This is a genomic window from Kitasatospora sp. NPDC059817 (genome assembly GCF_042731835.1).
Classification (GTDB): domain Bacteria; phylum Actinomycetota; class Actinomycetes; order Streptomycetales; family Streptomycetaceae; genus Kitasatospora.
In genome coordinates this window covers 46706-61324 of sequence record NZ_JBHWIR010000009.1, presented here as the reverse complement: position 1 = coordinate 61324, position 14619 = coordinate 46706, and the positions used below count along the sequence as shown (strand labels likewise).

11 protein-coding genes are annotated in these 14619 nt (G+C 72.9%); 3 read left to right on the top strand and 8 right to left on the bottom strand.

From position 1 onward, the window contains the following. Positions 1 to 121: 121 nt before the first annotated feature. Both ACFV61_RS03505 and ACFV61_RS03500 read left to right on the top strand, forming a co-directional pair. Complete coding sequence (locus ACFV61_RS03505) at positions 122 to 2317, top strand: RecQ family ATP-dependent DNA helicase (protein ID WP_380489867.1); 2196 nt, start codon at positions 122 to 124, stop codon at positions 2315 to 2317. Positions 2318 to 2736: 419 nt separating this feature from the next. Continuing rightward, on the top strand, positions 2737 to 3375 hold the full coding sequence (locus tag ACFV61_RS03500; protein WP_380426363.1) for a hypothetical protein: 639 nt from the start codon (positions 2737 to 2739) through the stop codon (positions 3373 to 3375). A gap of 231 nt (positions 3376 to 3606) precedes the next feature. On the opposite strand, the gene ACFV61_RS03495 is transcribed toward ACFV61_RS03500, so the two are convergent. The 3 genes from ACFV61_RS03495 to ACFV61_RS03485 all read right to left on the bottom strand — a co-directional run bounded on the left by ACFV61_RS03495 (position 3607) and on the right by ACFV61_RS03485 (position 5823). Then, positions 3607 to 4134: a hypothetical protein gene (locus ACFV61_RS03495; protein ID WP_380489865.1), complete on the bottom strand. Its 528-nt coding sequence runs from the start codon at positions 4132 to 4134 to the stop codon at positions 3607 to 3609. 249 nt (positions 4135 to 4383) lie between these two features. After that, positions 4384 to 5082, bottom strand: coding sequence for a ribonuclease HII (locus ACFV61_RS03490; protein WP_380489863.1), 699 nt, complete (start codon positions 5080 to 5082; stop codon positions 4384 to 4386). Between the two features lie 189 nt (positions 5083 to 5271). After that, on the bottom strand, positions 5272 to 5823 hold the full coding sequence (locus tag ACFV61_RS03485; RefSeq protein WP_380489861.1) for a TetR/AcrR family transcriptional regulator: 552 nt from the start codon (positions 5821 to 5823) through the stop codon (positions 5272 to 5274). Positions 5824 to 6189: 366 nt separating this feature from the next. Between ACFV61_RS03485 and ACFV61_RS03480 the strand changes: the two genes are divergently transcribed. Further along, positions 6190 to 7737 (top strand): MFS transporter, encoded by a 1548-nt coding sequence (locus ACFV61_RS03480; RefSeq protein ID WP_380336374.1) that lies wholly within the window; start codon positions 6190 to 6192, stop codon positions 7735 to 7737. 218 nt (positions 7738 to 7955) lie between these two features. Here ACFV61_RS03480 and ACFV61_RS03475 read toward each other — a convergent pair whose 3' ends face one another. The 5 genes from ACFV61_RS03475 to ACFV61_RS03455 all read right to left on the bottom strand — a co-directional run bounded on the left by ACFV61_RS03475 (position 7956) and on the right by ACFV61_RS03455 (position 14497). Further along, positions 7956 to 9473 carry a DUF4153 domain-containing protein gene (locus ACFV61_RS03475; protein WP_380489859.1) on the bottom strand — a complete coding sequence of 506 codons (1518 nt, stop codon included), beginning with the start codon at positions 9471 to 9473 and terminating at the stop codon, positions 7956 to 7958. A gap of 392 nt (positions 9474 to 9865) precedes the next feature. Next, positions 9866 to 10813 (bottom strand): carbohydrate ABC transporter permease, encoded by a 948-nt coding sequence (locus ACFV61_RS03470; protein WP_063349346.1) that lies wholly within the window; start codon positions 10811 to 10813, stop codon positions 9866 to 9868. Further along, the gene (locus ACFV61_RS03465; protein ID WP_063349345.1) at positions 10810 to 11832 is read right to left on the bottom strand and encodes a carbohydrate ABC transporter permease; all 1023 of its coding nucleotides are present in this window, start codon (positions 11830 to 11832) and stop codon (positions 10810 to 10812) included. Before ACFV61_RS03465 ends, ACFV61_RS03470 begins: the two co-directional genes overlap by 4 nt. 204 nt (positions 11833 to 12036) lie before the next feature. Beyond that, positions 12037 to 13440 carry an ABC transporter substrate-binding protein gene (locus ACFV61_RS03460; protein ID WP_380336381.1) on the bottom strand — a complete coding sequence of 468 codons (1404 nt, stop codon included), beginning with the start codon at positions 13438 to 13440 and terminating at the stop codon, positions 12037 to 12039. A 292-nt stretch (positions 13441 to 13732) separates the two neighbouring features. Next, positions 13733 to 14497 carry an SDR family oxidoreductase gene (locus ACFV61_RS03455; protein WP_380489880.1) on the bottom strand — a complete coding sequence of 255 codons (765 nt, stop codon included), beginning with the start codon at positions 14495 to 14497 and terminating at the stop codon, positions 13733 to 13735. Positions 14498 to 14619: the final 122 nt, after the last annotated feature.

Here is a 14619-nt window from a genome sequence, read left to right as displayed (position 1 = left end):
CTCCCCCGGGTGATTAGTCGGCGGCCGTTCAGCTGAGGAGCTGATGAAATACATCCGGCCTCCACCTCTCCGCAGCCACGGCATTCGCCTCATGTCAGCGGCTCGGGGTTACATGGACGCCATGCAGCAGCCCGAGAACCACACCACCGCCACCGCCGACCGCGCCGAGGTCCGGGCGCGGGCCGAGGCCGTCCTGCGCGAGCTCGCCGGGCCCGGCGCCGTCCTGCGCGAGGACCAGTGGACGGCCATCGAGGCCCTCGTGGTCGACCACCGCCGCGCCCTGGTCGTGCAGCGCACCGGCTGGGGGAAGTCCGCGGTCTACTTCATCTCCACCGCCCTGCTCCGGGCCCGGGGCGCAGGGCCGACGGTGATCGTCTCCCCGCTGCTCGCCCTGATGCGCAACCAGGTCGAGTCGGCGGCCCGGGCCGGCATCCACGCCCGGACCATCAACTCGGCCAACACCGACGAGTGGGACGAGATCCAGGCCGAGGTCTCCGCCGGAAAGGTCGACGTCCTGTTGGTCAGCCCCGAGCGGCTGAACAACCCCGACTTCCGCGACCAGGTGCTGCCCAAGCTCGCCGCCTCCACCGGCCTGCTCGTGGTCGACGAGGCCCACTGCATCTCGGACTGGGGCCACGACTTCCGCCCCGACTACCGCCGGCTGCGCACGATGCTCGCCGAGCTCCCGCCCGGCGTCCCGGTGCTGGCCACCACCGCCACCGCCAACGCCCGGGTCACCGCGGACGTCGCCGAACAGCTCGGCACCGGCAGCACCGACGAGCACGCCCTGGTGCTGCGCGGGCCGCTCGACCGGGAGAGCCTCACCCTGGGCGTGCTGGCCCTGCCCGACCCGGCGCACCGGCTGGCCTGGCTCGCCGACCACCTCGACCGGCTGCCGGGCTCGGGCATCGTCTACACCCTGACGGTGGCCGCCACCGAAGAGGTGACGGCCTTCCTGCGCGAGCGGGGCTTCCCGGTCGCCTCCTACTCCGGCCGCACCGAGGACGCCGAGCGCCGCACCGCCGAGGCCGACCTGCTGGCCAACCGGGTCAAGGCGCTGGTCGCCACCTCCGCACTGGGCATGGGCTTCGACAAGCCCGACCTGGGCTTCGTGGTGCACCTCGGCTCGCCCAGCTCGCCGATCGCCTACTACCAGCAGGTCGGCCGGGCCGGGCGCGGCGTCGACCGGGCCGAGGTGCTGCTGCTGCCCGGGCGCGAGGACGAGGCGATCTGGCGCTACTTCGCCTCGCTGGCCTTCCCGCCGGAGGAGCAGGTGCGCCGCACCATCGACGCGCTGGCCGAGGCCGGCCGCCCGCTGTCCACCGCCGCGCTGGAGCCCCGGGTGGACCTGCGCCGCACCCGGCTGGAGACCATGCTCAAGGTGCTCGACGTGGACGGCGCCGTCCGCCGGGTCAAGGGCGGCTGGACGGCCACCGGGCAGAGCTGGGCGTACGACACCGCCCGGTACGCCAAGGTCGCGGCCTCCCGCGAGGCCGAACAGCGGGCGATGCGCGAGTACGCGGCGACCACCGGCTGCCGGATGGAGTTCCTGCGGCGCCAGCTGGACGACGAGCAGGCCCGTCCGTGCGGCCGGTGCGACAACTGCGCGGGGCCGCTGCACACCGCCGAGGTCTCCGCCGAGGCGCTGGACGCGGCCCGGGCCGCCCTCGGCCGCCCGGGCATCAGCTTCGAGCCGCGCCGGCTCTGGCCCACCGGGATGGACTCCCTCGGCGTGCCCCTCAAGGGCCGGATCCCGGCGGGCGAGCAGGCCGAGAACGGGCGGGCGCTCGGCCGGCTGTCCGACATCGGCTGGGGCAACCGGCTGCGCGCCCTGCTGGCCGACCAGGCCCCGGACGTACCGGTCCCCGGCGAGGCCGTGGACGCCCTGGTCGCGGTGCTCGCCGACTGGGCCCGCGGCCCCGGCGGCTGGGCCGGGCCCGCGACGGCGGACGGCACCCGGCTGGAGCGGCCGGTCGGCGTGGTGGCCATGGCCTCCTCGGCCCGCCCCCAGCTGGTGGGCAGCCTCGGTGCGCGGATCGCCGAGATCGGCCGGCTGCCGCTGCTCGGCCGGATCGAGTACGTCGATGGCCGGCCCCCGCACGGCGCGCGCAGCAACAGCGCCCAGCGACTGCACTCGCTGGCCGGCGCGCTGACGCTGCCGCCGGAGGTGGCGCAGGCGGTGGCCGAGGCCGGCGGGCCGGTGCTGCTGGTGGACGACCTCGTCGACTCGGGCTGGACGGTCACCGTGGCTGCCAGGCTGCTGCGCCGTGCCGGGGCGAGCGCGGTGTTGCCCCTGGTGCTGGCCGTGCAGGGGTGACCGGGCGGCAGTGGGCCGCCATTCCACCCATCACTCGAATGGCCTAACGAAGGGAGAAAGCAGCCCCCTCGCGAACACGCGGGACGCCGGAGCAGGGAAAGGAGTGGTCACCGTGCCGATGGCGGTTCACCGGACCCCGCACACGGTCTGGATCAAGGTCCAACGCCGCCCGAACGACGCTCGGAACGCGGTGGAACATATCCGGCGGAACGTGGGCTTTCGGGTGGCGTTCATCGTTTCATCGTTGCCGCTCCACCCCGGATACCGCGAGAATTGGCGCGTACCCGAAACCCTGTCCGCTGGACCCGGCCTTCGGCGTACCCACGTACCCGCGTGCCAGTGGGTCAGGAAGGAGGATCGTGATCAACGGTATCGGCCGAGGTCAGCATCCCCTCGCCCGGAGTTCGGCGCCCAGACGGCTGCTGGACCTGGAGACCTGGACCGCCTCGGGGATCCCGTTGCTGCGCGACCCGCGCGAGTTCGTCGTGGAGTTGCACCAGCGCCACCTGCCCCAGCCGGGCACGGTCGTGATCGCCGTCCTCAACGCGCTGCACCACGTGTCCGCCTCGGCCTCGTTCACGCCCTGGCCACACGACACCGACGGCTGGCAGCACCGCAACGCCCTGCTCACGCACCTGCGCCAGGTCACCCCGCACGACCTGCGGCTGGCCGAACCGACCCGCACGGCCGTGCTGTTGCGCTGCCGCGAGGGCGCGCCCGGCTGGACCGAGCAGGACGGCGCCTGGATGTGGGCGCTGCGGGACGCGGCCGTCCTGCACGGGCTGCGCTGCGGCTCGTACATCGGGCTCACCCCGGCGGGCTGGCACGTCCTCGGGGACGGCCGGAGCGGACGCGATCCGCACGCGGGCTCGTGGGCGGACGGGGTGGTGCACACCGTCACGGAACTGCCGCCGCGCTCGGCGCTGGACGCCCCGCGCGGCCAGCGCGCCCGGCACCAGGCGACCGAACGGGCCCAGCACGCCCGGCAGTCCGAGCACCCGTGGCCCCCGGCGCGGGTCGCCGCCGTCCAGCCCGCCCGGCGCACCGGCACCCGCTGACCCCGCCGACACCCACGGGTCGCGACCACAGACGACGCCACGGCCTCGGACCACGCCACGGCCGGGGCCGACCCGAAGGCCCGACAGCCGGCACCAAGACCAGGCACGGGCGGGCCCGGGCCCGGCCACGGGTCGGCCGCGCCCCGGACCGTACGCCCTCGCCGCACCGGGGTACGACGGACCCCGGGCCCGGCACCGTGCGGCGCCGGGCCCGGGGTGGCTCGGTCGTGGTCAGGCGCTGATCGAACGGCCCGGCGCGGTTCCGGCCGCCCCGGTGGCGACCGGGCCGGCGTCACCGCAGACCACGAGCAGCGCGGTCGTGTGGCCGAGCGCCTTGGCGTGGGCCTCGGCGGCCCGGGCGGCCGTCCCGCCGTTGACCACCAGGACGACCACCTCCCGGCGCACCGGGCGGGTCAGTGCGACGTCCGCGTAGAACACGTCCCCGCCCTCGGCGAGCTGCGCCCAGTAGCGCTCCTCGCCGAAGGAGAGTTCGTGCTGCTGCCAGGGGTGCGCCTCGCCGACCGTCAGCACCAGGATGTCGCCCGGGTTGCGGCCGGCATCCAGCAGTCGGTCGACCGCGTCGTCCGCGTGTTCCAGCGCCTGCGCCGGGGTGGCGGCGACGCGCTGGATCTCGACCTGCGGTTCGGCGCCGCCCGAACGGCGCTGCGCCGGCGGGGGCTTGGGGATCAGTCGCGGCGGACCGGAGCGGTCGGCGCGCGGGGGTGCCAGCCGCGGCGGTGCCGGACGGGGGCCGGGCACCGGAACGGCGGCGACGGTGGTGGGTGCGGTGGAAGAAGCGCCGCCATTGGCAGGCGCGCGGAGGGCTTGTGCGTCCGACTCGCGGGGGAAGGGAACGCCGGGGCCCGGGAGGCTCTCGTGAATCTCCGACTCCTCGGGGAAGACAGGCATACCCGGATATCTATCAAATGCCGCTCGAACACGCACGCGCACCCCACCCATTGGGCACCGCACACCCACCGCCCCACCCAGGCAATTCCAGACGGACCGTCAGAAACCGAGCGTCAACTGTTCGTCGACGGAGCCTTCGGCCGCACCCGCGACGTCACGGACGCGCTTCAGGTGCCGCCACTTCGGCAGCGCGTCCAGGTATGCCCAGGAGAGCCGGTGATGCCCGGTGGGGCCGAACTCCTCCAGCGCGGCACGGTGCACCGGGGACGGGTAGCCAGCGTTGTCCGCGAAGCCGTATTCCGGGCATTCCTCGCCGAGTTCGGCCATCAGCCCGTCGCGGTGGACCTTGGCGAGCACCGAGGCGGCGGAGACGCAGATGCAGGACTGGTCGCCCTTGATCACCGTGCGCACCTGCCAGGGGCCGCCCAGGTAGTCGTGCTTGCCGTCCAGGATCACCGCGTCGGGCTCGACCGGCAGCGCCTCCAGCGCGCGGACGGCGGCCAGCCGCAGCGCCGCCGTCATGCCGAGTTCGTCGCACTCCTGCGGCGAGGCATGGCCGAGCGCGTAGGCGGTGACCCAGTCGGCGAGGACCGGGGCGAGCGCGCGGCGGCGCAGTTCGGTGAGCAGCTTGGAGTCGGTCAGCCCCTCCGGGGCCTTGCGCAGGCCGGTGACGGCCGCGCCCACGGTGACCGGGCCGGCCCAGGCGCCGCGCCCGACCTCGTCCAGGCCGACGACGATCTTGGCGCCGGCGCGGCGGAGCGAGCGCTCGACGGAGTGCGTCGGCGGGACGATGGGCATCGCGAGTTCCGTTCGGCGGAGGGGCAGCCCGTTCAGCTGGGCAGCATCCAGCCTAAGCCCCTCCGCTCAGCCGCCCGGGCCGACCGCCGGCGGCCCGCCCACCAGGCCGCCCGCCCGAACCGCTCGGCGCCAACCGTCGGCGCCAACCGGCCGGCAGCCCCGCCCGCGGAGCCGCGGCCGCAGCCGCCCTCAGGCGCGGATCAGCGGGTACAGCACCTCGTCCATCAGCCGGGCCCCGAAGCCCGGCCCCATGTTCTCCCGGCCGCAGATCTTCACCTGGTAGAGCAGCATCGCCGGGACGACGTCCGCGACCAGCGCGGTGGCCGCGCCGGGCCGGACGTCGCCGCGGTCGGCGCCGCGGCGCAGGATCGCCAGGATGGTCTCCTTGGTCGGCTCGATCACCCGCTGGCCGATGAAGTCCTTGAACACCTCGGCCCGTTCATGGTCGATCTCGCCCATCAATATCTGGATCGCGGCGCCCGTCGGGGAGTTCATCGCGCCCATGAACACCTCGATGAGCTGCCGCAATTCGAGATCGGCGGACCCGAGGTCGGGGGTGTCGTAGGGCCGTGGGAGAGTGGCGTCCAGGGCGTCGATGACCAGTTCGTCCTTGGATGCCCAGCGCCGGTAGAGCGCGGCCTTCCCGGTCCGCGCCGCGCCGGCGACGCCTTCCATCGTCAGCCGCGCGTATCCGCCGGAGGTGAGCTGGTCGATCGTGGCCTCGAAGATCGCGTTCTCCAACTCCTTCCCCCGGCGCCGCACCGGCCGCGTGAGGGCCTCACGGGCGACCCGCATCGGGCAGTGAGCCGCCGGCTCGGGCGCCGCTCCCGGTGGCGCCGCGGGTGACGGGGGCACGTCCGCCGCCTCAAGCGGTCGGGCGCCCGCCCGACCGGTCGCCCGGTCCGCCGTCAGACGCCGCACCAACCGATCCATCGCCACCATCCTTAGGGAACGCTTGCGTTCACAATCAGGCCCAGGATATCGTCCACATTAGTGAACGATCCCGTTCCTTCCTAGCCCGCGCCAGACCGTGGGCTCACGCCGGACCAGTCGGTCCGCAGCATACGAAGCACGCAGCCAGGCACATAGCCAGCAGGGGGCACAATCGTGGCTATCTCCGACACGATCAGCAAGAACTCACCACCACAGAGCAGCCAGGGCCGGGGCAAGGGCATCACCCTGACCGTCATCGCGGCCACGCAGTTGATGGTGGTGCTCGACGCCACCATCGTGAACATCGCGTTGCCGCAGATCAGGGACGCGCTGAACTTCTCGACCACCAACCTGTCGTGGGTCATCAACGCCTACACGCTGACCTTCGGCGGGCTGCTGCTGCTCGGCGGGCGCGCGGGCGACATCCTCGGCCGCCGCCGGGTGTTCATCTTCGGGACCTTGCTGTTCGGCTTCGCCTCCCTGCTGGGCGGCTTCGCCCAGGACGGCGGGATGCTGCTGGCCGCCCGCGCGCTCCAGGGCATCGGCGGCGCGATCTGCTCACCGACGGCATTCGCCCTGATCGCCACCAACTTCGAGGAAGGGCCGGAACGCAACAAGGCGTTCGGCGTCTTCTCGGCGGTGGCCGGTTCCGGTGCCGCGATCGGCCTGCTGGCCGGCGGTCTGCTCACCGAGTACCTGGACTGGCGCTGGGTCTTCTTCGTCAACGTGCCGATCGCGGCGCTGATCGCGCTCGCCGCACCGCGCTACATCGCCGAGTCCGAGCGCCACGCGGGCCGCTTCGACCTGCCGGGCGCACTCACCTCGACACTCGGCCTGGTCGGCCTGGTCTACGGGTTCATCCGTGCCGCCTCGGACGGCTGGTCGGACAGCATCACGCTCGGCTCCTTCGCGGGCGGCGTGCTGCTGCTCGCCGCGTTCGTCGTGATCGAGAACCGCACCGACCAGCCGATCACCCCGCTGCACCTGCTCGCCAACCGCAACCGCACCGGCGGCCTGGTGATGATGCTCTGCCTGGCCGCGGCCATGTTCGGCATCTTCTTCTACATCACGCTCTTCGTGCAGGGCCCGCTCGGCTACAGCCCGCTGAAGGCCGGCGTGTCCTTCCTGCCGATCAGCGTGTCGATCATCATCGCCGCGCAGCTCGCCTCCAGCCTCCAGGCCAAGTACGGCCCGAAGCCGTTCATGGCGGGCGGCGCCCTGCTGGTCACCGTCGGCCTCACCTGGCTGACCCAGATGAGCAAGGACAGCGGCTACCTGGACGGGGTGCTCGGCCCCACGGTCATCTTCGGCTTCGGCATGGGCCTGATCTTCGTCCCGGTGATGCTGCTCGCGGTCGCGGGCGTCCCCGGTCAGGAGACCGGCGCCGCATCCGGCCTGCTGAACTCCATGCAGCAGATCGGCGGTTCGCTCGGCCTCTCGATCCTGACCACGGTCTTCGCGCACTACGCCACCGCCGAGGGCAAGCTCCAGCAGCCGAAGTTCCTCCAGTCGGCCACTCCGGACCAGCTGGCCTACCTCCAGCAGCACCACGAGTTCCCGAAGGGCACCGACGCCGCCAACTCGGTCCTCACCCAGGGGATTTCGCACGGCTTCATCGTGGGTGCCGTGCTCGCCGGGCTGGCGCTGGTGGTCTCGGTCTTCGTGATCAAGGCCAAGGCCAGCGACCTGCCGAGCGGGGCCTCCGGCGTCGCGATGCACTGAGCCCGACCAGGGCACACCGCACCACAGCGCACCACACCGGGCCGGGGGGGGGGCGCCCCCCACCCCCCCGCCCCCGCCCCGCGCGCCCCCCGCCCCGCCCGCCCCGCCCCCGCCCCCCCCCGGCCGCGTTTCCCGGCCCCGACTCCCGCCCCTACTCCGCCCCCGACGCAGCCGCAGGCGTCAGGCACCGACGCAGGCACCGGTGTCAGAGCCGGGCGTCAGGGCCAGAGGTCCTGGTACCTCATCCCGGCCCGCTCGCAGGGGGTGCGCCCCTCCTCCAACTGGTCCACCAGCGGCCGTTGCGCCAGGATCTCCCGGGCCCGGGCGGCGGAGGCGCTGGTGGCGTACCAGGCCGGCCCGGGGTGGTTCTCCAGCCCGGCGCGGATCAGCTGCAGCGCGCAGGCCCGCTGGACGGCGGGGAGCCGGTCCAGGGCGGGGGCGGCGTCCGGCGAGAGGTCGCGGACGTTGCGCAGGTCGATCCGGGAGGTCCGCTCGAAGCGGGCGACGTTCTGCTCGGCGATGATCGCGTCCGGGCCCATCAGCCCGTACACCGCCGCCGTGAGCATGCCGCTGAGGACGACGACGCGGGGCAACCAGCCCGCCGAGCGGGTCAGCCCGGCGGTGATCAGCAGCAGCAGGACGACGCCGAGCCAGCCCTCGACCACCAGCACCCAGAGCCGCAGCCTGGTCAGGCCGGAGGCGTCGACGTAGAACCACATCCGGCCGAGCGCCGAGGCGACCACGACCAGGGCGAGCACGCAGAGCGTCCCGAGCAGGATCCGCGCCACCCGGCGGTCGGCGGGCGTGCTGCGCGGGGCCCAGCGCTTGGCGACCGCCACCACGACCAGGGTGAGCGCGGTGATCACGCTCAGCTGCCAGAAACCCTGCCGGGCGTACTCGGAGCGGCTCATCCCGGTGTTGCGCAGGACGGCGTCGGCGCCGCCGAGCACCACCAGGGCCTGGATCACCGCGAAGGCGCCGAACATCAGGTTGAGCGCGACCAGCGGCAGCGCCCACTCCAGCCGGCGGCGGGCCCGGCCCGGCCGGACGACCGTACGGTCCCAGCGGCGGGGCCCGGCCGCGATGTGGGCGAAGCCCAGGGCGGTGAACGCCCCCAGTGCGAACAGCACCGCGCGCAGCGGGAGCCCGCGGAGGTCGAGGCTGGGGCTGAGGCTGCCCAGCAGGTCCGCCATGGCGGCGTCCGCACCGGCGAACAGCAGACCGAAGACGGTCAGCAGGACGGCGGCGACCGCGAGTGCCTTGAGCACCGGGACGATGCGGCCCCGGTAGGGCAGGCTCCGGCCGCGCAGCCCGTCCCTCAGCCAGAGCGCGCCGGGCGGCAGCTGCCAGAGGACGGCGGGCAGGGGGAGCAGGACGCCCGCCCAGCGGCGGCCGCCGTGCAGCGCGAGCGAGGCCAGGCCGAGCGCGCATCCGATGGACAGCGACACCGGCCAGCCCGCCTCCCAGAGCGCCGGAACGGCGAGCAGGGCGACGGCGAGCAGGCTCCACACCACCGTCCAGGGCCGGATCCGGCGGCCCGCCGACCGGGCGGCGAGACCGGCCGCGGCAGCGGTGGCGCCGGCGCAGATCAGCAGGTTGACGCCCACGCCGTCGAACAGCAGCCAGGCTGTCAGCAGGCCGGTGAGCAGTGCCAGGAGGAGGACCCGGGGCGTCGCGGCCGCCCTGCGCTCGGGGTCGCTCGGGCGCAGCCACCCGTGGTGCGGCGGCGCGGGCATGCCGGATCCCCAATGAGGGCCGGGTCCGGGTCCGAGCGTCGCGGGCCCGGGCATCGCAGGTCCATGTGTCGCGGCTCCATGTGCCGCGGCTCCATGTGCCGCGGGCCCGGGCTCGGGTGGCAGGTCGGCCAGGGCGGGCGTGGACGGGCCGGACATGAGTCCCCCTCGGTGGTCGGCGGGCATGCGGAAGCCGCCCTTGGGGCAGTCCGCCGTCGGGCGCGCTCGGCGCCGCGGCTGCAGCCGACTGTAGACCATTCTGAACAGGTTCAAAACTCAGTTCTGAACAAGTTCAGAAATCTCGGCCCGCCTTCCCGCCACCGCTCCCGGAGCCCTCCCGCACCGCTCCCGCGGCCCTCCCGTACCCCTCCCGGGGCCCCTCCACCACCCCTCCGCTACCCCTTCACCGACCCGGCCAGCAGGCCCCGGACGAAGTACCGCTGCAAGCTGAAGAAGACGATCAACGGGACGACGATCGACAGGAATGCCCCGGCCGTCAGCAGCTCCCACCGCCCGCCGAAGGACCCGGACAGCTGCGCCAGCCGGACCGTCATCGGCGCCACCTCCGGCGTGCCGCCCGCGAAGGTCAACGCGACCAGCAGGTCGTTCCAGACCCACAGGAACTGGAAGATCGCGAACGAGGCCAGCGCCGGGGTGCACAGCGGCAGCACGATCGAACGGAAGATCTTGAAGTGCGAGGCCCCGTCCACCACCGCCGCCTCCATCAGGTCCCGCGGCAGCTGGGCGATGAAGTTGTGCAGCAGGAACACCGCCAGCGGCAGCGCGAACATGGTGTGCGCCAGCCACACCGGTGCGTAGCTGCCCTTCAGGTCCACCGCCGGGATCAGCGTCAGCGAGCCCAGGTGCGCGCCGCCGGAGAAGAGGCGCAGCAGCGGGATCAGCGCCATCTGGATCGGCACCACCTGGAGCGCGAACACCGCGAAGAACACCGTGTCGCTCCCCCGGAACCGCACCCAGGCCAGCCCGTACGCCGCCATCGCCGCCAGCACCAGCGGGAACAGGGTGGCCGGGACGCTGATCGCCAGCGAGTTCACCAGGAACGGCATCAGCCCGGTGGAGACGCCGGAGCCGCCCTCGAACAGCACCGTGTGGTAGTTGCCCAGGCCCAGGTCCGGGTGGAGGAAGGCGTTCCACCAGCCGTTCGCCGTCACGTCCTGCTTGGGGCGCAGCGAGGTCACCAGCAGGCCCACCGTCGGGATCGTCCACAGGACGGTCACCGCGATCACGAAGACCGAGGCCAGCGGGCTGCTGAAGGCCTTCCGGACCGGGCTGCCGTGCGGCGCGCTCATCGCGCGGGCCGGCCTGTCGTGCGGTGCGCTCATCGGACCGCACGCTCCTTCCGCAGCTGGACGATGTTGTAGGCCACCAACGGCAGCACCGCGAGGAAGAGGATCACCGCGAGGGCACTGCCCCGCCCGGTGTTGAACTGCACGAAGGACTGCGAGTACATCTCGTTGGCCAGCACCTGGGTACCGAAGTTGCCGCCGGTCATGGTGCGGACGATGTCGAAGGCCTTCAGCGTGATGATCATGATGGTGGTCAGCACCACCACCACCGTGGTGCGGATCATCGGCACCGTGACGTACCAGAACAGCCGCACCCCCTGCGCACCGTCCAGCCGGGCCGCCTCGGTGACCTCGTCGGGGATCGCCTTGATCGCCGCCGACAGCACCACCAGCGCGAAGCCCGTCTGCACCCAGACCATCACCGCCATCAGCAGGAAGGTGTTCAACGGCTGCGAGAGCATCCAGTTCGGCGGATCGTCCCAGCCCACCGCGATGGCGAGTTGGCTCAGCAGGCCGATCTGCGACTGGCCCGGTCCACGCGACTCGTAGACGAACTTGAAGATGATCGAGGCGCCGACCAGCGAGATCGCCATCGGCATGAAGATCAGCGACTTGTACACCGCCTGGCCGCGCATCCGGTCCACCAGCAGCGCCAGCACCAGGCCCAGGCCGGTCGCCGCCAACGGCGCGACCACCAGCCAGAGCAGCGTGTTGACCAGCACCTTCTGCACCGAGTCGGTGGTGAACGCCCAGCCGAAGTTCTCGCCGCCGACGAACCCGCTGCCGTCGGCGTTCTGCAGGCTCAGATAGACCGTGCGGATCAGCGGCACGACCAGGCCCACCAGCAGCAGCACCGCGGCCGGGCCGAGGAACACCACCACCGACAGCGGGCGGGAGAGCCGGCCCCGGGCCCGGCCCGCGGCGAAGAAGACCAGCAGCAGGATGCCGAGGAAGCCCGCGACGGCGCCGAGGCTGTTGCCGAACTTGACCGCCGCGTCGCCCCAGGAGCCGGTGGCGAGCGCGGTGACCGGTGAAGGGGTTCCGGGTACGGACATGACGGTGCGTCCCTCCTGTTCTGGTGGGAAGGGGCGGGCGGTGCGGGTGGGTGGCCCCGCACCGCCCTCGACAGGTGGTCCTGAACGGCGCCCGGCCGGGCCCGAGTCCGGCCCGGCGCCCACTACGGCCAGGCGCCTACTGCGGGCGTCTGCCCACTGCGGCCAAGCGCCCACTACAGCCAGGCGCCCGCTGCGACCGTGCGGCTACTGCGGCCAGGCGGCGTCGATGTCGGCGGCGGTCTTCTGGATCGACTGCCCCTCGGCGAACCAGGCGGTCAGCGACTTCCACTCCTGCCCGGCACCGATGGCGGCCGGCATCAGGTCGGAGCCGTCGAAGCGGAAGGTCGCCGCCGGGTCGGTCAGCGCGTCCGCCGACAGCCGGTCGATCGGGTCGGTGTACAGGCTCTTGTCCACGCCCTGGTTGGCCGAGACCCAGCCCGTCGCGGTCTTCACCCGGCTGCTCGCCCAGTCCGAGCTGGACAGGTAGTTCTGCACCGCCTGCACCTCGGGCCGGCCGGAGAAGGCGGCCAGGAACTCGCCGCCGCCCTCGACCGGGTTGGGGATCGCCGGGTTCACCGCGGGCAGGTGGAAGGCGAACACGTCGCCGTCCGGGCCGACCTTGGTGTCCTTGGGCCACTGCGCCTCGTAGAACGACGCCTGCTGGAGCATGGCGCACTTGCCGGTGAGGACCGGCGCGCCCGCGTCCTGGAAGGTGGTGGTGGCGATCGACTTGACGTCGCCGTAACCGCCGTTGACCCAGGCCGGGTTCTGCATCCAGCCGGCGACGGTCTTCATCGCGGTGGTGATCTTCTCGTCGGAGAACTTCACCTGGTGGCCGACCCACTGGTCGTACACGTCACCGCCGTACGTGCCGAGCACCACCTCCTCCAGCCAGTCGGTGGCCGGCCAGCCGGTGGCCGTGCCCGAGGCGATGCCGCCGCACCAGGGCTTGGCACCACCGGACTTGGCGATCCGGTCGCTGAGCGCCATCAGGTCCGCCCAGGTCTTCGGCACCTCGTAGCCGCCCGCCTTGAAGGCCTTCGGCGAGTACCAGACCAGCGACTTCATGTTGGCGCTCATCGGCGCCGCGTAGAAGGTGCCGTTGACCGAGCCGTAGGTCTTCCAGATCGGACTCCACCGGTCCTCGTTGGTGACCGTCTGGGCGGGCGGCTTGACCACCTTGCCGCTCTTCACCATCTGCGCCAGCAGGCCCGGCTGCGGGATGATCGCGAAGTCCGGGGCGTTGCCGCCGGCCACCCGGACCGGCAGCTGGGACTCGAAGTCGTTCGAGCCCTCGTAACTGATCTTGATGCCGGTGCACTTGGCGAACTCGGCCCAGGACTTCTCCAGATTGTCCGACTCCGGGCTGAGGATCGAGGCGAACATCGTCACCGTGGTGCCCGAATGCCCGGCGTACGGCTGGTACTTGGCGCAGTCACCGGACAGCGACGGGGCCGCCGCGTCACCACCGCCACCCGAACCGCCGGAGCTGTTGGAGCAGGCCGCGGTCAGGGCCAGCGCCGCAAGCAGGGCGGGTACGGCGGCCAAGCGGCGGCCGGAACCGCGGTAGCCGGAACTCTCGGACGGCGCGGTCGGGTTGAGGGTCAATGCGGTCCTCCTCGCCAGGGCATGCTGCCGACGGTGGGCTGAACGACATCGCGCTGTACCGGAGACGGGCGTGCAGAGATCGCGAAGGGCGACGGACGAACCGATCCGATGACGTTAACGCAGCCGCCAGCCGCCGCCAAGGTCCGCGTCGACCTTCATCCACCGACACCCCGACCGCGACCTCCGCGACCTCCGCCTCCGCGCGACAGATACGACGACCCCGCCCGGAAACCCGAACGGGGCCACGCCTCTTGACCGACCGTCAGTACGGCCGGTGCAACCCTGGTTGACGTCAGCGGTCGCCGAACCGCTCCGCCAACACCTCCTCGAAGGTCCCCCGGCCCACCGCCCGCTCCGGCACGAGGTTCCCGCCCGCCCGCAGCGCCCGCCCCGAGGCCCCCGGCACCCGCACCGGCAGCAGCGCCCGACGCCGACCCGACGCCCGCAGGTACGCCTCGGCCAGCTCCCGGTACGGCCGCACCCGCGGCCCGCCCACCTCCGGCGCGTACCCGGCCGGCCCCTCCCCCACCAGCTCCGCCACCCGCGCGGCCACCTCCCGCACGTCCACCGGCTGGACGCTCGCCCCGCCAAGCACCGGGAACACCGGCAGCCGCGCCGACACGTCGAAAATCCTCAGCAACAGGTCGTGGAACTGCGTCGCCCGCAGCACCGTCCACCCCAGCCCCGACTCCCGCACCACCCGCTCACAGGCGAGCTTCGCCCGGTAGTACGGGATCGGCACCCGGTCGACCCCGACGATCGACACGTACAGCAGGTGCCGCACCCCCGCCCTCCCGGCCTCCGCCACCAGCGTCCGGACCGCGGCCACGTCCTTGCGCCCCACCGTGGTCGCGCAGTCCACCACCACCTCGACCCCCGCCACCGCCCCGGCGATCCCCTCCCCGGTCACGAGGTCCCCGACCACCCACTCGACCCCCGCGCCCCCGCTCCGCACCCGCCGGCTCAACCCCCGCACCGCCACCCCGCGCGCGACCAGCAGCCGCACCACCTCCCGCCCCAGGACCCCCGTCGCCCCGGTCACCAGCACCATCCCCATCACCACACCACTCCTCCCGCCGAACACCGTCACCCCTACCGACCGCCCACCGCCCCCATCCGTGACATCGGCGTCCGCGAAGGTGCCCGGACAACGAGAAGAGGCGGGGCGAGGACGTGAAG

What these genes read in the sequence shown, in the direction of transcription:
- ACFV61_RS03505 (WP_380489867.1), top strand. Translation starts at nt 122, where the DNA reads ATGCAGCAGCCCGAGAACCACACCACCGCCACCGCCGACCGCGCCGAG.
- ACFV61_RS03490 (WP_380489863.1), bottom strand. Translation starts at nt 5,082, where the DNA reads ATGCCCATCGTCCCGCCGACGCACTCCGTCGAGCGCTCGCTCCGCCGC.
- ACFV61_RS03475 (WP_380489859.1), bottom strand. Translation starts at nt 9,473, where the DNA reads ATGCCCGCGCCGCCGCACCACGGGTGGCTGCGCCCGAGCGACCCCGAG.
- ACFV61_RS03470 (WP_063349346.1), bottom strand. Translation starts at nt 10,813, where the DNA reads ATGAGCGCACCGCACGACAGGCCGGCCCGCGCGATGAGCGCGCCGCAC.
- ACFV61_RS03465 (WP_063349345.1), bottom strand. Translation starts at nt 11,832, where the DNA reads ATGTCCGTACCCGGAACCCCTTCACCGGTCACCGCGCTCGCCACCGGC.
- ACFV61_RS03455 (WP_380489880.1), bottom strand. Translation starts at nt 14,497, where the DNA reads ATGGGGATGGTGCTGGTGACCGGGGCGACGGGGGTCCTGGGGCGGGAG.